Origin of the sequence: Planctomicrobium stercoris, assembly GCF_051465655.1 — a bacterium.
GTDB lineage: Bacteria > Planctomycetota > Planctomycetia > Planctomycetales > Planctomycetaceae > Planctomicrobium.
In genome coordinates, this window is the sequence record NZ_CP195791.1 from 2,639,858 (window position 1) to 2,658,615 (window position 18,758).

General features: G+C 57.4%; 13 protein-coding genes. 7 read left to right on the forward strand and 6 right to left on the reverse strand.

Annotated elements, in window-relative coordinates; genetic code table 11:
- Positions 1 to 227 precede the first annotated feature (227 nt).
- The 3 genes from SH661x_RS10920 (at position 228) to SH661x_RS10930 (ending at position 6,230) form a co-directional block, all read left to right on the forward strand.
- Positions 228 to 1,775 (forward strand): ThuA domain-containing protein, encoded by a 1,548-nt coding sequence (locus SH661x_RS10920; protein WP_437230864.1) that lies wholly within the window; start codon positions 228 to 230, stop codon positions 1,773 to 1,775.
- Positions 1,776 to 2,308: 533 nt separating this feature from the next.
- A complete protein-coding gene (glgA, locus tag SH661x_RS10925; protein WP_437230866.1) occupies positions 2,309 to 3,781 on the forward strand; it encodes a glycogen synthase GlgA in 1,473 nt (490 codons plus the stop codon).
- Between the two features lie 262 nt (positions 3,782 to 4,043).
- Positions 4,044 to 6,230, forward strand: a complete 2,187-nt coding sequence (locus tag SH661x_RS10930) for an alpha-amylase/alpha-mannosidase (RefSeq protein WP_437230868.1) — start codon at positions 4,044 to 4,046, stop codon at positions 6,228 to 6,230.
- A gap of 5 nt (positions 6,231 to 6,235) precedes the next feature.
- Here the strand turns inward: SH661x_RS10930 and SH661x_RS10935 are convergent, their stop codons facing one another.
- Positions 6,236 to 6,865, reverse strand: a complete 630-nt coding sequence (locus SH661x_RS10935; protein ID WP_437230870.1) for a hypothetical protein — start codon at positions 6,863 to 6,865, stop codon at positions 6,236 to 6,238.
- 524 nt (positions 6,866 to 7,389) lie between these two features.
- On the opposite strand from SH661x_RS10935, the gene SH661x_RS10940 reads away from it, so the two are divergent.
- Positions 7,390 to 8,937, forward strand: a complete 1,548-nt coding sequence (locus SH661x_RS10940; protein WP_437230872.1) for a helix-turn-helix domain-containing protein — start codon at positions 7,390 to 7,392, stop codon at positions 8,935 to 8,937.
- 95 nt (positions 8,938 to 9,032) lie between these two features.
- Here SH661x_RS10940 and SH661x_RS10945 read toward each other — a convergent pair whose 3' ends face one another.
- From SH661x_RS10945 to SH661x_RS10960, 4 genes are all read right to left on the reverse strand, one after another.
- Entirely contained in the window at positions 9,033 to 9,962 is a 930-nt protein-coding gene (locus tag SH661x_RS10945; RefSeq protein ID WP_437230874.1) for an ABC transporter permease, read from the reverse strand.
- Positions 9,959 to 11,242: an STAS domain-containing protein gene (locus SH661x_RS10950; protein ID WP_437230876.1), complete on the reverse strand. Its 1,284-nt coding sequence runs from the start codon at positions 11,240 to 11,242 to the stop codon at positions 9,959 to 9,961. Before SH661x_RS10950 ends, SH661x_RS10945 begins: the two co-directional genes overlap by 4 nt.
- 108 nt (positions 11,243 to 11,350) lie before the next feature.
- Positions 11,351 to 13,243 (reverse strand): signal peptide peptidase SppA, encoded by a 1,893-nt coding sequence (sppA, locus tag SH661x_RS10955; RefSeq protein WP_437230878.1) that lies wholly within the window; start codon positions 13,241 to 13,243, stop codon positions 11,351 to 11,353.
- Positions 13,244 to 13,337: 94 nt separating this feature from the next.
- A complete protein-coding gene (locus tag SH661x_RS10960) occupies positions 13,338 to 14,084 on the reverse strand; it encodes a hypothetical protein (protein WP_437230880.1) in 747 nt (248 codons plus the stop codon).
- Positions 14,085 to 14,230: 146 nt separating this feature from the next.
- Here SH661x_RS10960 and SH661x_RS10965 point away from each other — a divergent pair, with 146 nt between their 5' ends.
- The 3 genes from SH661x_RS10965 (at position 14,231) to SH661x_RS10975 (ending at position 17,301) form a co-directional block, all read left to right on the forward strand.
- On the forward strand, positions 14,231 to 14,950 hold the full coding sequence (locus tag SH661x_RS10965; RefSeq protein WP_437230882.1) for a methylated-DNA--[protein]-cysteine S-methyltransferase: 720 nt from the start codon (positions 14,231 to 14,233) through the stop codon (positions 14,948 to 14,950).
- A 411-nt stretch (positions 14,951 to 15,361) separates the two neighbouring features.
- Complete coding sequence (locus SH661x_RS10970) at positions 15,362 to 16,423, forward strand: ComEC/Rec2 family competence protein (protein ID WP_437230884.1); 1,062 nt, start codon at positions 15,362 to 15,364, stop codon at positions 16,421 to 16,423.
- A gap of 248 nt (positions 16,424 to 16,671) precedes the next feature.
- Positions 16,672 to 17,301, forward strand: a complete 630-nt coding sequence (locus SH661x_RS10975) for a histidine phosphatase family protein (RefSeq protein ID WP_437230886.1) — start codon at positions 16,672 to 16,674, stop codon at positions 17,299 to 17,301.
- Positions 17,302 to 17,448: 147 nt separating this feature from the next.
- Here the strand turns inward: SH661x_RS10975 and SH661x_RS10980 are convergent, their stop codons facing one another.
- Positions 17,449 to 18,744 (reverse strand): sensor histidine kinase, encoded by a 1,296-nt coding sequence (locus SH661x_RS10980; protein WP_437230888.1) that lies wholly within the window; start codon positions 18,742 to 18,744, stop codon positions 17,449 to 17,451.
- Positions 18,745 to 18,758 lie beyond the last annotated feature (14 nt).

An 18,758-nucleotide genomic window follows, 5' to 3' on the forward strand; every position in this document is an offset into this window, starting at 1 on the left:
GGAAAATAGATGCGGATTGAATTCTTTCTGATATTTTTTCGGGCTGTTGAATCTGATTCGGGTTTTGAGGGGGGAACGTCGCCCCGGTGCACGCTTGACGTCCTTAAGATCAACATCCTTTAATGGACGAGCCGAAAGGGGCCTGGCTTCGGTTTTTGCAAAGGATTCGGAAAGTCCAGTGTCCCCAGGCTGCCACCCGACATATGCAATCTTCTGGGAGACCGCAGATGCGATTCAGACTGGCGCTCCGGCTCTGGTGTTCTCTGGTATTCGCCCCGACTCTGATTTTCGCGTCGGATGATCTCACGTTGCATCTCCGGTCGCGGGAGCGGGTCGCAGAAGGGGCTAATCGGTTTCACACAGTGACGAAAACGGCCACGTGGGATCCGAAAGAGACTGCCATCATTGTCTGCGATATGTGGGACACGCATACCTGCCCCAACGCCGCTGCTCGTGTTGCTGAAATGGCTCCCAGGATGAACGAAGTCCTGAAGGCGGCTCGAGCCAAAGGGATGCTGATCATCCACGCGCCCAGCGACACCATGAAGTTCTATCAGGACCATCCGGCACGCCTGCGGGCACGTTCCGCACCGGTGGTGGAGTCTCCTCAACCACTGGAGTCATGGCGGTATCTTGATGTGGAGCTTGAAGCTCCTCTGCCGATCGACGATACGGACGGTGGATGCGACTGCGAGCGAACCTGGAAACCGGGTGATCCTGCTCCCTGGACCCGGCAGATTGAGACGCTCGACATTGAGGATGAAGACGCCATCACCGACTCCGCGGAGGCGTATTACCTTCTTCGGCAAACGGGGATCAAAAATGTGATCGAAATGGGCGTTCACACCAACATGTGTGTCCTGGGGCGTCCGTTCTCCATCCGGCAGCTCGTCGCTCAGGGGATCAACGTGGCCCTCGTGCGGGATCTGACGGACTCCATGTACAACCCCGAAAGAGCTCCCTTCGTCAGTCACTTCACCGGCACGGATCTGGTGATCGAGCACATTGAAACGTACTGGTGCCCGACGTTGCTGAGCACCGATCTGATCGGCGGTGAGGAGTTTCGTTTCGCGGGAGACCGCCGTCCCCATCTGGTGATTGTGCAGGGAGAAAAGGAATACCAGACCGCAGAAACGCTCCCCACGTTTGCAATCACCAAGCTCGGGAAAGACTACCGGGTTTCGTTCGTCTGGCTGGACGAAAAATCAAACGCGACCTTCCCCGGCATCAACGCTGTTGACGATGCGGACCTGCTGCTGATCAGTGCCCGTCGCCGCCCGCTCCCTGCGGAAGAGTTGGCGGTCCTGAAGAAGTTTGTTGCAGCGGGGAAACCTGTGCTGGGAATCCGGACTGCGAGCCATGCGTTCCATCTGCGCGATCAGCCTGCCCCGAAAGGTCTGGCGGACTGGCCGGATCTCGATGCAACGGTGTTTGGCGGTCACTACACCAATCACTATGAACACGGGAAGCCTCCGTTCATCCAACCGGTTCCAGAGGCGGTCGGTCATCCGATCCTGGACGGCATCTCAGCTGCGGGGGTCCAGGGACACGGCGGGCTGTACCAGACCTCCCCCTTGCAGCCGGGAGCGACCCCCTTGCTGACGGGCCGGATTTCAGGAATCGAGAAATCAGAACCGGTGGCGTGGATCTTTCAGCGAGCCGATGGAGGGAAGTCCTTCTATACATCCATGGGACATCGTGAGGACTTTAACGATCCGGCATTCGTTCTGTTGTTGAAGAACGCCATTGACTGGATGGCGAAAAGAAGTCCCTGATCGATTGTCGGTCCGCTGGAGTTGGATTGCTAAAACTCGGCTGGAGCGCCGTCGTCCGCCTGCAGGAGCTGCTTGAGGACGTCCCCTGACGTTTCGTTGCTCAGAAATCGAACAGAGCCTTCTGCGAGCAAACTGGTTGCCCCGTTTAAGATGTCCTGTTGGAGTTCGTCTGGCGAGGCATCAGGACTCATGCTGCCGGAGTAAAAAGGATTTTGAAACGCAGAGAGCGCCGAGTTCGCCGAGAAAACAAGAGAGAAGCAAAAGGAGTGCGGAACTGTACGATCGACAATCCCACTTCTCGGTATTCCTCAGCGATCTCTGCGTACTCTGCGTTTCAAATCTCTTCCCCGCTTGTCGCAGACGCTTCAATCACGGCTTTGCTCACTACACAAACGCGAATTTTGGCAATCTTTCTTCACGAATTGTCACAGATCAGGTAGGGTGACGCCAATTCCGTTCGGAATGTCCGAAGGAAAGGCTTCATCAGGACTTCCTGCTGTCGGGCAGCGGGAATCGGTGCGATAAAACGATCTATGCGAATTTTGCTGGCGACTTCCGAGGCTGTCCCTTATGCCAAGACCGGCGGGCTGGCGGATGTGGCAACCGGGCTTTCCAAGGCGCTCGCGGATGCCGGACACGACGTCACGCTGGTCTTGCCGCTCTACCGGCGGATCATTCCGGAGTCCCGCCGCGGGGAACCGGTCGCCATCATCGGTGTCGATCTGCGGCATTCCACCGTGAAAGCGACCGTTCGGCGGGCGATTCTCCCCGGCACGAACGTCGAAGTGCTGCTGGTCGATCAACCGACCTTTTTCGACCGCAAGAGCTTGTACACCGAAAACGGGACTGACTACCCGGACAACGCTGAACGCTTCATCTTCTTCAGCCGGGCGGTCGTGGAGATTGCGCAGACGCTGACCCGTTCGAACATCATCCATGTCAATGACTGGCAGACGGCTCTCATCCCCGGGTTGATCAAGTATGAAAGGACTCAAGGGGGCCGGTTCATCAATACCGGAACCGTTCTGACCATTCACAACATGGCGTTTCACGGGCAGTTCCCCGGCTGGCAAATGGAGCTGACCGGGCTGCCGCAGGAGTATTTCAACTGGCAGCAGCTGGAGTACTACGGGCACCTGAACCTTCTGAAGGCCGGAATTTCGATGGCGGACATGGTCACGACCGTCAGTCCGACCTACGCCCGGGAGATCTGTCAGCCAGAGTACGGTTATGGTCTCGATCCCCTGTTGCTGCAGCGGGGCGATTCTCTGGTCGGCATCCTGAACGGAGTCGACACGAAGGAATGGAACCCCCAGGTCGATGAGCATCTCCCTGCCCGGTTTTCCGCGGAGACGTTTCCGGTCGGAAAGGCGAAGTGCAAAGCGACGCTTCAAGCCGATATGGGGCTGGAAGTGCGTCCGGACGCGATGCTCTTCGGGATGGTCTCGCGGTTAACGGATCAGAAGGGGCTGGATCTGATCACCAGCAAGGCAGATGAAATACTGGCTGCCGACGTGCAGATGGTGTTTCTGGGGACCGGGGACAGGTGGTTCGAAGACTTTCTGCGTTCGCTGCAGGAGCGTTATCCGGGCAAGGTGGCGGTGCAGATCGGGTTCAATGAACGACTGGCCCATCGGATTGAAGCGGGGGCCGATGCTTATTTGATGCCAAGTCGTTTTGAGCCCTGCGGGCTGAATCAGCAATACAGCCTGATTTACGGGACAGTTCCGATCGTTCATGCCATAGGCGGACTGGCTGATTCCGTCACCGATGCCACCCCTGAGAATCTGGGACAAAAGAGGGGGACAGGATTTGTCTTTTACGACTACAATCCCGACGCGTTCATCAGCACGGTCTGGCGGGCAGTCGGGATGTACCAGCATCACAAGGAAGACTGGGAAAACATTGTGCGTGCCGGCATGACCAAAGATCTCTCCTGGGATCAGAGTGCACAAGCGTATGTCAAGGTCTACGAACGCGCGTTGGAAGCAGCGTTGCGGGAGTAATCTCGAAATGACAAAAACGAAATCCGAAACAAATTTCAAATTCAAACTTTTGAAACCGCCCTTTTGAATTTCTGATTTTGGATTTGTTTGGGATTTCGAGTTTCGGTTTTGAAATTTGAATGTGAAGCGTCATCGAGGGGGATGTCACGCTTCAATTCGATGTGACGTCCGTGAAACTCAAGGAGTGTGGCCAGGAACTGATTGAATGATCGCTCGTCTTCAATGCCCCTGAACTCAGTCCTCCAACCCCCTGTTTTTTCTTATGCAGCCTGTCTCTCTCGCATTGTTCTGGCATCAGCATCAACCCTACTACCCGGACGATGTGACCGGTGAGACGCTGATGCCCTGGGTCCGGCTTCACTCCACCAAAGACTATGTGGGGATGGCCCTGCATATTCAGGAAGTTCCCGAGTTTCGCTGCTCCATCAATCTCGTTCCCAGCTTGCTGCTGCAGATTCAGCGGTATGGCAAAGGGGGCAGCGACAAGCATCTGGATATCTCCCGACTCCCCGCGGACTCCCTGAGCGAGGAGGATGCGTATTACCTGCTGGATCACTTCTTCATGGCCAATGAATGGACCATGATCCGGCCCTACCCCCGCTACCATGAGCTGCAGCAGAAGCGGGGAATGGGACGCGACGGCGCGGAACAGGCCCTGCCCCGCTTCAATGTTCAGGACATGAGGGATCTGCAGGTCTGGAACAACCTCACGTGGATCCACGAACTCGTCTTCGAGCGGGACAGCGAACTGCGTGCCTTCCGCGAAAAGGGGAAGGATTACACGGAAAAGGAAAAGGACTGGCTGCTGAAGAAGCAGATGGATCTGGTCGCGGAAGTGGTCCCGTTGCACAGAAAGCTCTCGGAAGGGGGACAGGTCGAACTGACAACCACTCCGTTCTATCACCCGATTCTTCCGCTGCTGTGGGACAAAAAGTGTGCCCGCGAAGCGATGCCCGGCTGCCCGCTCCCCAAATACACGCAGAGTTACAAAGAAGATGCGATTCGCCATATTCAGAAGGCGGTTGCCTATCACACCGAGTTGTTCGGCACCCCACCCCGAGGGATGTGGCCATCTGAAGGATCGGTCTCACAGGACATCATCTCAGCTATCGCGGAAACCGGGATCGAGTGGATTGCAACCGACGAGCAGATCCTCACTCATTCGACCGAAGGGTTCGTGCATCGCGACGGCAATGGTCTCGTCAACCGACCGGAAATGCTCTATCGACCGTGGCGACTGGAGCAGGAAGGCAAGGGGCTCGCGGTCATCTTCCGTGATCACGGACTCAGCGACCTGATCGGTTTTCACTATCAGCGAAATGACCCCCGCTGGGCTGCCGGAGATATGCTTGGGAAGGTGAAAGAGATTGGCAGGTCGATCTCATCACACTCCGAGCAACCTGCCTTCGTTCCGGTGATTCTGGACGGTGAGAACTGCTGGGAATACTACCCCGACGGCGGTGTCGCCTTCCTGCGAAACCTGTATCGCGGCGCGGTGCAGGACAAAGAAATTCATCCATGTCGCGTGAGCGAGCATCTCGCGAAGCATCCCCCTTCTCACAAGATCGGGCGGCTGTTTGCCGGAAGCTGGATCAATCACGACTTCTACATCTGGATCGGCCATCAGGACGACCGGGATGCCTGGGACCTCGTGCACATCACCCGCGAGTTCCTGCTGAAGGCGGAAAAGAACAAGAAGCTGCCTGGGGACCTGATCAAACGGGCCTGGGATGAACTGATGATCGCTGAAGGGAGCGACTGGTTCTGGTGGTATGGTGATGACCACAACTCCGCGCAGGACGCCCTGTTCGACGAACTGTTTCGCCGTCACCTGCGAAACGTCTATCAGCTGCTGGGCGAGGCACCTCCGTCGGCACTGCTCAAGCCAGTCGCCCGCGCCGAACGACGGCACATTCACACGAATCCTCGATCATTCCTGCAGGTCAAGGTCGACGGCCGGATGAGCTACTTTGAATGGCTCAACGCTGGTCATTACGAATCCGGCAGCGAGCGCGGCACGATGACGATGGTCAGTGACAGCGTCGTCCGCGATATCTATTTCGGGTTCGATAACCAGAATCTGCTGATGCGTCTGGACACCGCTTCCAAAGCGTCGCTGGACTTGCAGGACTTCGATGAGATCCGCTTCAAGTTCATTGAACCGTACGGAACGGAAGTGCGTGCGAAGTGCAACGGCTCGAAGACGGTTCAGCCTGAGATCATCATCGACGACAAGCCGGTGAAGTCGAGCCACGGGCGTTATGCCCTCGACCGCGTCTTCGAGATGTCGGTCCCGTGGAAGGATCTGGGCGTTGCTGTCGGACAGCGACTGCACGTCGCCGCGGAACTTCTCCGGAACGGCGAGGTGATCGAGCGGACCCCCAGCGAGGGGACGATCGACATGCAGGTCCCCTCAGCCGACTTCGAAATGCACATGTGGCAGGCGTGAGTTCATCACGGGGCGTACAGAGTCTGCTGAACAGGAGCAGGGCTGTAGGTGTTGAACGGTTGAATCTGCGGCGGAGGCGAATAGTACTGGCCCATTTGGGGCTGATACGGCTGCTGGTAAGGCTGATAGTAGGTCGTCGAATTCGGTGCCGGCGCCGGCGACGGTGTGGGATTCGGCGTCGGGATCGAGAGTGTCGGCTCAGACGGCATGGGAGTCGGCACGCTCATCGGCGAGTGATTCATGTGAGTCGGATCGGAGTGATAGTGCTCCATTCCGGGCTGGACCATCATCGGCTGGCCCATGGACGGGGCGCCCATCTGCATTTGCATCTGGTTCTGCTGGCAGGTGGGGCAACTGCTTCCCTGCATCATCATGCCGGACTGCATGCCGGGGAGAACGCTGTTGAACCCGGGATTTCCATAATCCATTCCGGCGAACTCGCTATTGCAGGTGTTGCAGCCAGTGCAGCCAGCCACACCACAGGAGCCTTTCATCGCCCGACGCATCTGGCGTCGCTGGGCACAGGCACTTTGAGGTTTGCCGAAGGCGTTGGTCTCGACGCATCCACAGTAAGGCGTATCCCAGGGCATTGTCGGTCCACAGGCCATGCTGGATCCGCATGGATCGCACGACATGCAGCCTGCAGCGGACAAGATCAATGACCCGAGCAGACAGGTCTTCCAAATCGCGAAATGCATGAGATCCCTCGTTCCATGGATCGCTGAAAACGACAGCGCAATTCCTCTGAACGAAGATCGACTGACAGGCTAGGAAGACTTTACCGATTTTGCTGATTGTGCCGAGCGCCGTGAATTCGCGCCCATCTGGCGGATCTGCTGTATTCGAAACCCTCCTGACCTCAAATTCGCCAGTTCGCCCGATCGGCAAATTCTGCCTGTTGCATGTGCTCCGGGGGACCGTAGAATGGATGTATCTCGTGATTCCGATCGGATTTCCAATTCGCCGGTACATTCGGCACAGGCGTGTCGAATCTGAAGAACAGTCAAGTTCCGACATTCTTGACAATTTCTGAGCAACCCGGCGGTCGGGAGACGATGGAGACGTGAATGGGATTCCCTGTCGGGAGTCCGACACGGATCGTCGCGAGAACAGGGTCTTTTCAACTTCCCATCAGTGGCTGCGACCGGAGCCGGGCGAAATGTCCAAAAAATATTTGAGTCTTGATGAAGCGGCCAGCATGCTCGGACTGGCACCGGAGGAGCTCGTCCGCCTCCGTGAAAAAGGAGAAGTCCGGGGTTTTGCCGACCGCGGAACCTGGAAATTCAAACACGAAGATATCGAGTCGCTGCAGCGGCGACGCCAGGCCGATTCGAATCCGGAAGTCCCGCTGATGGACCTTCCGGCCCCCTCCGCAAAGAACCGCCCGGATCTGGGGGAACAGCCGACGGTCATCCGCAAAGACCGGCCAATCGAACACGACGACAATCTTCTGGCTGGCGACACCGGTCTGAATCGTTCCGACAGTGACAGCGACGTGCGACTCGTCGGCGGTCCGGATCTCGACCTCGATTTCGACGTGGAAGGGGACAGCGACGTCAAACTGGTCGGACTGCGGGGATCGATTCCGAATAATGCAGGAACCGACCCGGAAATCGTCATCAAAAAGCCAGGCAGCGACAGCGACGTCCGACTGGTCCGCTCCGACAGCGACAGCGATGTCACCCTCGCCGGGGACAACAGCGACAGTGACGTTCAACTCGTCGGCGGCGCCACCGAACTCGAACTGTCCCTGAAGGACATCGATGAGGGTGGAACGGATCATGATCTCACCCAGAAGAAACCTCAGGATCTCTACAAGAGTGACAGCGATGTGAAGCTCGTCGCTGGTGATTCCCCGCAGTCGATTGGTGACGTCACGCTGATGGACGACGATGACGATGCGATCGCCATCGACTTCAATCCTGATCGCAGCCGCAATGCCTCGGTTCTGGATGACGAATCCGGAATCTCTCTGGGACGCGACAGCTCACTGCTGCTTGGCGAAAGCGGAATTTCGCTCGCCGGCCCCAGCGACAGCGGGATCGCACTGGAACTCAATTCCGATGACGACGGCCTGACGCTCGCCCTGGACGAAGACAGCGGAATCACGCTGGACGCGGGTGAGAGTGGAATTTCCCTCGAAGCCGCCGACAGCGGGATCTCCCTGGAACCGACCGAAAGCGGAATTTCACTCGCGGACGATTCCCACGGTGGAACCGTCCCGATGATGGATATTTTCGCGGACGATGAAGACGGGGGAGAAACGCAGTTCGAAGTGCCGTCTCTGTCCGATGACAGCGACTATGACGCAACCGGCGTGATGGACGTTGTCGACGGTTCAGCCAGCGATGCCGTTTTCGATCTGGATGAAGATCAGGAAGCCGCTGACGGCGAATACGCTGAAGACGACATGGACCTCGAAGCGAGCGGCTTCGAAGACGAGGAAGACCTGGATGTCTTCGACGCCGATGAAGGAGCCTTTGCTGCTTCAGGAGCCGAAGGATATGCCGCGCCCGCTTCCGGGCGGATGCGTGCTGCTGAAACCGAATGGGACACCGCGACGTTCGTTGGTCTTTCGATCGGCAGCCTGCTTCTGATCGTCTGCGGGCTCGTCATGATCGACCTCGTGAAGAACACCGCGACCGCGGAAACTCCCAATCCCGTTTCCGGTCAGGTGATTGAAATCCTCGGCGGCCTTTACAAGTAAAGCGGTCCTCGAAATTCCAATTCCAGGCCGGCACTCGAAGACGAGTGCCGGCTTTTTTGTTGATGAAATGCATCTCCTGCAACATCACGGCAGGATCATTTGGCCCGCAGGAGAACGGAGCTGCGGGTGATGAGCTTCGGCAGAACCAGAGCTGCAAAGACGAAGACTGCGGTGATCAGTTTCAGGTCGTTCGGGTTCAGCCCCCAACGCAGTGCGATGGCGACCAGCAGCCGAAACAGCACGGAACCCATGACAGCACCGGTGATCAGGAACCCAATCTTCCGAGTGCCGACGAGCGATTCTCCGAGAATCACGCTCGCCACACCCCAGACCAGCATTCCGATCCCCATCTGCACGTCAGCAAACCCCTGATATTGCGCCAGCAGGGCCCCTGACAGGGCGATCAATCCGTTTCCGATGAACAGTCCCAGCGTGGTCATCCCTTCCACGCTGATTCCCAGGGCACGGACCATGCGGCTGTTGTCCCCGACCGCCTGCATCGCCAGACCGAAATCGGTTCTGAAAAACGCAAACAGGATCGCGCCGACCGCCACTGCGATCGACAGCACCAGCAGCAGGCAGCAGATGTCACGGGCTGAAGTCTCCCAGAGACCCACCTGCAACATCGTCCGGTCCGCGAACAACGCTCGACCGAGTCCATCGGCATAGTCCAGCACCGTCTTCTGGGAGAGCAACGGAATATTGCTTTTCCCCATGACCCGCAGGTTGACTGAGTACAGCCCGGTCATCACCAGAATTCCGGAGAGAAGCCTGTTGATGCCAAACCGCGTATGCAGCGTCGCTGTGACTGCCCCCGCTGTGGCTCCCGCGAGGCTTCCAACGAGTGTCGCCAGGACGGGATGAGTTCCGGAGATGATCAAGGCAGCGGCGCAGGCTCCCCCCAGCGTCAGAGAACCGTCCACCGTCAGGTCTTCAAAGGCGACGACACGAAAGCTGATCAGAATCCCGAACGCCAGCAGCGAGAGGATGAGTCCAATCGTCAATGAACCGATGAGCAGGCTCAATCCTGTTTCTCCCGCAGTGAGTTTGCATTCAATGGCGCGACCCAGCAACCGCCGGTCACGAATTCCGATTCCCCGGCCCCGATTCCGTCGCGATCATCGTTCAGCAGGTGCAGCACATCCTGGATCGTGCTGCCGCTGAACAGATCGGTGACGAGCGTATCAAGGTTCAACGTCCTCTTCTTCAGCGGACGATACGGAAACACGGCAGCATGGAAATGTCCCACTAAACTGCCCGCGGCATCCATGGGCCGCAGCATGTCACGAAATGCTGAAGAACCGGACTTCTCGTCCGCATGCTGGGCGATTCCCACGACGAGCACGAGACTGCGACGATGAATCTGCTCGGCACAGTAGGAAAGCCAGTTGCGGACTTCCGGAAACTCAAAACGTCCTTCCCCGACCGCAACCGGTTCCGCGGGCGATTTCCGCAGTCGAGTCCCCACCAGCCCCGCACATTCCGCGACAATGACCATGCCCGCAGAACGTGCTTCGGAGAGCTGCAATGCCTGGCTCGCCAGTCCCGACAGCTTCAGCGGCTGAGAGTGCTGAATCGATTCGAAGCGGATAAGCTGCGAGAAATCTCCGGTAAACTTCAGCCCATAGAGCATCTGCACATCGGGCACAAACTCTTCTTCGCTCATCAGGAAGTCGGGAAGACCGTGGGATGAGAGTGAAGTCTGCGTGACGGTGCCGGACACAGCGAGAAACTCACCGAAGCGGTTCCGGGACATCCCGAAGTCGGCCCCCAGCGCCCCCAGGCCAATTCCGAACGACGAGCGTTCAAAGGGGACTCGCTGGGTCTCGTCCTGACTGAAGGCATGGCTGCCGATGCCGTCAGGCCGGCCGATCGTTTCCACAACGCACGGACGACCGGGAGACTGATCGTAGATCTCATACCCGGCCACGCCGTCGCTGAAGATCCGCATGTCCGACTGCCAGGTCATACTCGCCCGGGCGGTGGAAACACTGATCGATTGAGGGTCTTTCAGCAGCAGGGCCAGAATCTTCGTCTGACGCAATGCCTGTTCAACAGGAGGAGTCGGGTTGTAGATCCCGAACAGACCGTGCAGGGCATCCAGCTGTTTTCGCGAGGCGAGTAACGCCCCCATGCCCGCCGAGCTGAGATAGGAGACCTCCGCCAGGTCAATCAGAATACGATGCCATCCTTCGCGGATCGATTCATCGATCGTTTCACGAAAGTGGATCGACGATTCGTTGTCAAGAAAGCCATCAACCTTCAGCGTCAGCAGATCTCCCTGCTTCTCTCGCACAATCTGCATACGGACCCGCTCCGAATGATGACTCACTTCAAGTTCGATTCGCCTTGAGCGAAACCGGTGTGCCGTTTCCGCTCACTTTCCCACTGGATTCGCATCCCCTGTTCCGACTCAGTGACTGAGCAGAAAGATGGGTGCGGTCAGCATGACACGTTCCTGCTGAATGCAGTCCAGTTGCAGCAGGGCCGACTGGATCATCGAGACACGCTGGGGATCGATCCCTTTCAGGACAGGCTCCACGACGGACCAGATGCCGGTGGAAAGACGTTTGTCGTCCTGCTTCTTGTCGGCAATTTCACTCATCAACTGCTCAAGAAAATTCTTCTGTTCGGGGAAAGTCCGAATTTCATAATCCTCGAGCTTCACTTCTTTGGCAGCGTAGGCAATCGCATCATTCAGAGATCCGATTTCATCGATGAGTCCCAGTTCCAGTGCCTGAGCACCGGTGTAGACCCGCCCTCCTGCGATGTCATCGATCGGCTTGGTCAGCTTGCCTTCGCGACCTTCGACCACATGACTCTTGAAGACTCCGTAGATCTCATCCATCCACCCTTGAAGTTCATTTTTTTCAGCCTCCGTCCAGGCTTTGGACGACTGCATGAGACCAGCATTCTTGCCTCGCTGAACCGCAGTGAAGTTGACACCGATCCGCTGCCACATCTGATCGGTTGCCAGTTTTCCAGCCACCACACCGATGGATCCGGTGATCGTCGTGGCATCGGCGAAGATGCGACTGGCGCGGCTGGAGACATAGTACCCCCCGCTCGCGGCGACGTTTCCCATGGAGACAATCACCGGCTTCTGCGTCTGCACGTTCCGAACCGCCTTGAGAATGATTTCGCTGGCGACCGCCGATCCACCGGGGGAGTTCACTCGCAGCACAACCGCCCGGATCCGGGGCTCATCGGCCACCTTATCGAGTGCCTTGCGAATGGTCTCGCTGAACGCTCCCTCGGAACTGCTCAGCAGAGATGACTGCTGACGCCCCAGCATGATCGGACCGTCCACGTGGACGATCGCCACGGCATTCTTCGTCGACTTCGTCGGCTTGGTATCGTTCAAAAGCTGAGCCCACAGCTGCAGCATGGCGAAAGGGTTTTCCAGATCGATATTCGGAGCCGTTTTTTTGCCATAGTTCTTGTCGAGTTTGACAGTCGCTCCGTGGGTCTTCTTCAGAAACGTCAGCAGTTCTTCGCGGCTTTCGACGACGTCAATGAGTTTCGCCTGCTGGGCCGCTTCCGCCGAGTAAATCCCGCGATCCATCCACCCTTCGACGACGTCCGGCGTCACGTCGCGACTTTCGGAGATCATCGTCACGATGCTCTTGTACAGACTGTCAATGAGCCAGTTGTTCATCTCACTGGCTTCAGGACTGGAGTCCTTGCGCATGAACATTTCGGCGGCGCTCTTGTACTTCCCGCAGGTGAGGAAGTCTGGCTGAACCCCGATCATGTCGAGCAGCCCGCGCACATACAGCCCTTCCATGTACAGCCCGGTGATCCACGCATCTCCGGTTGGAGCCATGGCAACACGGCTGCCACAGGAGATCAATGCGTAAGATCCCGTCTTTACGGAATCGGCATGCGTGTAGATCGGCTTCTTCGCCTTCACAACCTTGAGGACCTGCCGCAGTTCTTCAATCTGGGCCGGCTGAAGGGAGACTTCATTCAGCAGAATCAGGACCGCAGCGATCTTGTCGTCGTCGCCCGCCTTCTTCAGACGTGTCAGCAGCGACTGCAGTGACTGGGCGTGAATGTTTCCAAACAGCGGATCTTCCACGGGGGGCTGATCGGTGATGTTCCCGTGGAGATCGAAGACCGCCACCGTGGCAGGGACCGGCTTTTCATCCGCAGCATCAAGCGTTCTCCATGAGACCGCTGTCAAACCGATGGTCAGGCATGCCAGAAGCGCGCGAGTTGAGACTTTTCCTCGAGAGAACATGCCGAAAACTCCCTGATTCGTACCTGAAAACTGACGCTCGCCGACCGTTCGTTCCAGTGACACGGTCGGCCCCTCCAGCGTACCCGCTGACATTCACTCTGGCTACGCTTGAGCACCAAATCCGGAATGTCGCCCGCAACTTTTCACAGCGAGACTCCTACGACTTCCCTGCGATCGCCTGAGCCAACGGCTTCAGAATCTGATCGACAACGTGGCGATGGAGAAGATCCTCTCCCTGGGTCCGCAACTCATGCAGCGTTTCCTGAAACGATCCTTCGACCATCAGATTCCGGTATTGCCGCATCGTGAAGTACACGCTGATGACATCCTCCGGGAAATCGTTTCTGCGGATCTGCGAGGCATGCGTGCGGGTTTCCACCATCACCCGGCACTGCCTACGGCAATCGTCCGTCAACAGCATTGTCAGGCTCGGCTCAACATTGAGCGCACGAGCCCCATCGATCGACAGCAAGGATTCAAACGCCGGGCCCAGTCCCAGGGCTTCCGCGACAATCTCGTCCTGATTCCCTCGATACTCGAAATCGAATCCGAACATCAGGTCAAGAGCTTCGCAGTCCAGCGGACTCACCGACAGCATGTAAGGGGCAAGTTCGAGAATCAGCCGATGCTGTTCCATCGCATCGTCCACGCTGCGCGGATTGACAACTCCGCCTCCGACGCGCTTCGGCTCCAGACTCACCCAGCGATAGCTGTCCTGCTCCTTGTCTTCTTCCAGAATGAACTCAGACCCCTCACGACTCTGAAAATTCTGAAGGGTGGGATAAGCCTTCTGCAGCCGACCAAAGAAATCCAGCACAGTCTCCCGTTGCGAGGGGAGGGGGAGCTCCGTATTGAGCGCCATATTGATGAAAAAGTCGTCGGCAAGCGACTCATAAACATTCATTCCAGAAAACTTTCCGTCTTCGCCCTAAGTCTTTGGCTCCTGAAGTTTCGCAGCGGCCGCTTTCAAAGAATTTGTTGCAGCATCGCGGATCGAGCCTAGCATGGGTATTCTATCGGGGCCGTCTCATCCGGTCAAAAGGAGTGATTATGCAGCGCTCAGGCAAGGGAAACGTTCGAACCCGCAACACGCAACCGGGTTCATCTCGACGTCAGGCAGGGTCAAAGCTTCCACCGGAAAACCGGCTTGGAAGTGAACGGAACTCCCCGGACGAGCTGACTTCAACACAGCTTCCCTTTCTCGCGCGACCGTGTGTCTTTGAGACCTCGCTGGGGTGGATGGGTTTTGTCGGGACGGAACGGGGCATGACCGCGTTGACGTTCGGGCACGATTCCCCCGACGACGTTTACGAACGTTTGAGCTTCGAATCGCTGTGGAACTTCCTGCCGTCGCCTGATGAAGACGGACTCGAAAGCGGTCTGGGACGCAAGTGCTCAGCCGCTCCGTCGTGGATGCAACAGGCTGAAGAGTTGCTCACCGCCTATGCTGCCGGCGAGCCCGTTGAACTCTCTTCGATTCCTTGTGACCTCCCTGCGGGGACCCGCTTTGAACAGCGGGTCCGCGAGCAACTTGCGAAGATCGGCTACGGCCAGACGATCACCTACGGGCAACTCGCTGAAGCTGCGGGAGCACCGCGAGCCGCAAGGGCTGTCGGAAGTGTCATGGCCCGCAACTCGATTCCGCTGGTCATCGCCTGCCATCGGGTCGTCGGGGCGTCCGGAAAGCTGTGCGGCTATTCCGCTTCAGAAGGTCTTTCGATGAAAGAACGACTGCTGCAGATGGAACAGTCCGGCGTGCCTGTCAGATAGCGGATCACTTTCGTTCTGGTTGAAATCACCGATCCGCGGAAATTCGGTTCACCACCGAGTCACGGAGACACAGAGAAATGTGTCACCGCGAATGAAGCGAATCTGGCGAATCTTTTGGGAATGCGAATTTCTTTCGAACGCACTTTCAGAGATTCGCTCTGGATCTTCTGTAACTCTGTCACTGCGTGATCGAACTGTACTTTCGGTGGACGCTGCAGATGTGCCGCACTCGGAGAGTGCGGCGTACGTGGCTCGCACTCGGAGAGTGCGGGAATTCGCAAGACGTCGGTTCAGACTCGAAACGTGTTCCACATCACCCCGTGACGTCGGCTTTCCGGCGGGTTGTCGCGGGGTGTCGCATTTGTCCATAATGCTCCTCGGTCGTCAATCATCCCCCGGGAGTTCAGGAACATGCGCAGGTTGGTCGTTACCGCAGTGCTGATGCTGTCAGTCGTTATGGGAGGAACTGTTCATGTTCGCGCCGATGGCGTCGACGGTCGGCTCGATATCTACTTCATTGATGTCGAAGGGGGAGCGGCGACTCTCATGGTGACTCCAGCCGGTGAGTCCATCCTGATCGACTCGGGCTATCCGGACCTGATGGATCGCGACCGGGACCGCATTCTGAAAGTGGCCAAAGATGTCGCCAAGCTTTCCGAGATCAGCCACGCTGTCGTGACACACTGGCACATGGACCATTACGGGAACCATGCTTCCGTCGCTGCCGTGCTCCCCATTCGTGACTTCTGGGATCGCGGTATTCCTGACGCTCTGAAGGAAGATCCGGAGTTTCAGGATCGAATCGCCCTGTATCGTGCTGCCACGCAGAATCGTTCTCACGCCCTGCAGGCGGGGAACCGATTTGACATCCCCTCGGATGCCACGCCACTGAGCGTCACGATTCTGACCGCCAGCCGGGAGATGATCGAAAACACCGGCGAGCCGAATCCATTCGCAGCTCAACACGAGCCGATGGAAGACGATGATTCGGACAACGCTGCCAGCATCAGCCTGTTGTTTCAGTATGGTCCTTTCAAGTTCCTCTGCTGCGGCGACCTCACCTGGAATATGGAAAAAGAGCTGGTCACTCCCAACAATCCGATCGGCCAGGTCGATCTGTTCATGGCCACGCACCACGGACTGGGGGTCAGCAATAACCCGGTCTTTGTGAAGGCGATTGATCCCGTGACCTGCGTCATGTGTAACGGTCCAGATAAAGGAGGAGACCCGAAAGTGATCTCCACCATCCGCAGCTGCCCGTCGCTGAAAGCTCTCTACCAGCTGCATCGCAATGTCTCGCTGAGCGCGGCGGATCAGACTCCTGAGGAGTTCATTGCGAACCTGGGAACAACAACGGACTGCAAAGGGAACTGGGTCAAAGCCAGTGTTGCCCGGGATGGAAAGAGCTACACCATTCAGATCGGCGCGGACGGGAAGCCGACGACGTATGCCACGCGTGGCACCGGAAAGTAAGCCGTTCGGGTTGAGCTGTACACTTGAAGTGTGCAGCTCAACCGTCTTCACAAAGTTTCAACGTACTGACAGTACTTCCAAGTTCTCCGAGCAATCATCGTGAGAGGTCAGAGGTCGGGGAACAGAGGTCAGAAAATCGCTTGTTTTTCAGTGTTTTTCTGACCTCCGACTTCTGTGCCCTGACCTCTTGTTTCAATTCGATCAGACTTGGCACTACTGACTGATCTCATTTTTTACATTTGCTTGCAATGACAGAAGAACACGTCACAGACTCCGCTCCCCTGCCCCAGATCGTTCTGGTCCGTCATGGCGAAACGGCTTGGTCAACCCCCGGCAAACATACCGGTCTTTCGGATCTTCCGCTGAATGAAGCGGGTGAAAAGGAGGCTGCCCGGCTTTCATTGCGGCTGAGCAAGTTCACGCCGGATCACGTTTTCACCAGCTCGTTGCTGCGGGCGCGGCAGACCGCTGAACTGGCGGGGTTCGCGCACGCGAGTGTCGATCCTGATCTCGTCGAATGGAATTATGGGGCTTACGAGGGACTCACCTCGGTGGAGATCCGCCAGCAGTTCCCCGGCTGGGTCGTCTTCCGGGACGGCAGTCCCCGGGGCGAAAGCGTGCTGCAGGCGACGCAGCGGGCTGACCGGGTTGTGGCGAAACTTCGCACTCTGACCGGGAATGTTCTGATCTTCTCACACGGTCATTTTTCCCGAGTCATCGCAGCCCGCTGGTGCGGACTGGAACTCGATATCTGTCCGTATCTGCTCTTCAATACCACCGCACTGAGCGTTCTGGGGTACGACCGCGATCTGGATCATCCCGTGATTCGGCTTTGGAACGTGCGTGAATCGTTTGTGAAGTCGATGGAGCTAGCCTGACCCGGGGAAGGGGGACATTTGTCATTTGTCATTGAGTCTAGGGTCTAGGGTCTAGGGCTGAGAGCTGGCAAAGTGTCTTGGCGTTTTACAATCCCCAATCCCCAATCCCCAATGACAAATGACAAATGACAAATTCCCCACCCCGCTTCACTGCGTCGGCAGCGTCACCGTAAACACCGTCTCCCCCGGCACGGATCGAACAAGTCGGATCCCCCCGCGTGAGGATTCCACGATGTTCCGGCAGATGAACAGCCCCAGACCGGTGCCGGTCGACTTCGTTGTGAAATAGGGCTCGAAGAGTTTGATCTGGTCGGTGGGGGCGATCCCTGCTCCGTTGTCCTTCACTGCTCCCTGAATCGCGTTGCCCAGTCGTTCAGTCGAGATTTCGATCACGCCCCCTTCTTCCGTCGCGTCCATGGCGTTCAGAATCAGGTTCAAGAAAACCTGCAAGACCTGGTCGCGGACGGCAGTAATCGGGGGGAGCTGATCGGCAAACTTCGTGACAATCGTCTTCCCTTTCTTCCGCTTGTAATACTTCGCGATGTTCAGGGCATTGTTGATGACGTCATGCAGGTCGAACTGGCTTGTCGTCGCCAAGCGTGGCCGTGAGAACTCCACAAGTTCCCGGAGAGTCCGCTGGATGCGCAGCAGCTGTTCATCGATCAGGCCCAGCCGCTCATGCATTTCCGGCTCGAGCTTCTTCCGGTTCATCAGCTGAACCAGCGAACTGATCGCTGCCAGGGGATTTCCGACTTCATGGGCGATTCCCGCTGCGAGGAGACCGAAGGCGGCCTGCTTTTCCTGCTGAACCAGCAGAGCCTGCGATTGCTGCAGTTCGCGGGTTCTGCGTTCGATTCGCTGTTCGAGTTCCTGGTTGAGCAACGAGAGTTTGTCTCCGGTCTCCCGCAGGAGTTTCGTCAGTGACGTGCTGGCCCAGGTGGCCCAGCCCATAAAGACGATCATCAGCACCAGTGTTCCCACCTGATCGGCGGATGCCTTGGTCATCGTGAAGGCCAGCAATGAATAGCTGGCAGCGTGCAGGGCAAAGGTCGAATACGTTACCAAAGCCGAATAGCGGATGGCGCAGACCAGCAGCGACAGGAAGTAGTAATAGCGGAACGAACTTTCCAGCCCGCGGTCGAAGAGACAAAGCAGGCCGATGAAGATCGCTTCCATCAGCGACGTGAACAAAGGAACTTTGGAGAGAAAGACCTCACCTCGCCAGTGCCAGTACAGGTCGCACATGGCATAGACCGCTCCCAGGGCCAGAATCCCGTTGAGTGTGGGACGATGCTCCGGGGGGCCGAGTGTATTGACGATCAGGCAACCGACAATCAGACCGAACCAGCGGATGCGCAGGACAATCCACTCGACGGAAAGCTGCCAGTCGGCATCAGGGCGGGTTCCAGTGAAAGCAGAATCAGAGGGGACGGTTGCGAACATGTCTCTCGCGGTCT

Excerpts from the sequence above, each read along its gene's own strand:
- SH661x_RS10920 (WP_437230864.1), top strand. The coding sequence starts at position 228 with ATGCGATTCAGACTGGCGCTCCGGCTCTGGTGTTCTCTGGTATTCGCC.
- SH661x_RS10950 (WP_437230876.1), bottom strand. The coding sequence starts at position 11,242 with ATGCAGATTGTGCGAGAGAAGCAGGGAGATCTGCTGACGCTGAAGGTT.
- SH661x_RS10940 (WP_437230872.1), top strand. The coding sequence starts at position 7,390 with ATGTCCAAAAAATATTTGAGTCTTGATGAAGCGGCCAGCATGCTCGGA.
- glgA (WP_437230866.1), top strand. The coding sequence starts at position 2,309 with ATGCGAATTTTGCTGGCGACTTCCGAGGCTGTCCCTTATGCCAAGACC.
- SH661x_RS10970 (WP_437230884.1), top strand. The coding sequence starts at position 15,362 with ATGCGCAGGTTGGTCGTTACCGCAGTGCTGATGCTGTCAGTCGTTATG.
- SH661x_RS10935 (WP_437230870.1), bottom strand. The coding sequence starts at position 6,865 with ATGTCGTGCGATCCATGCGGATCCAGCATGGCCTGTGGACCGACAATG.
- SH661x_RS10930 (WP_437230868.1), top strand. The coding sequence starts at position 4,044 with ATGCAGCCTGTCTCTCTCGCATTGTTCTGGCATCAGCATCAACCCTAC.
- SH661x_RS10965 (WP_437230882.1), top strand. The coding sequence starts at position 14,231 with ATGCAGCGCTCAGGCAAGGGAAACGTTCGAACCCGCAACACGCAACCG.
- SH661x_RS10980 (WP_437230888.1), bottom strand. The coding sequence starts at position 18,744 with ATGTTCGCAACCGTCCCCTCTGATTCTGCTTTCACTGGAACCCGCCCT.
- SH661x_RS10975 (WP_437230886.1), top strand. The coding sequence starts at position 16,672 with ATGACAGAAGAACACGTCACAGACTCCGCTCCCCTGCCCCAGATCGTT.
- SH661x_RS10960 (WP_437230880.1), bottom strand. The coding sequence starts at position 14,084 with ATGAATGTTTATGAGTCGCTTGCCGACGACTTTTTCATCAATATGGCG.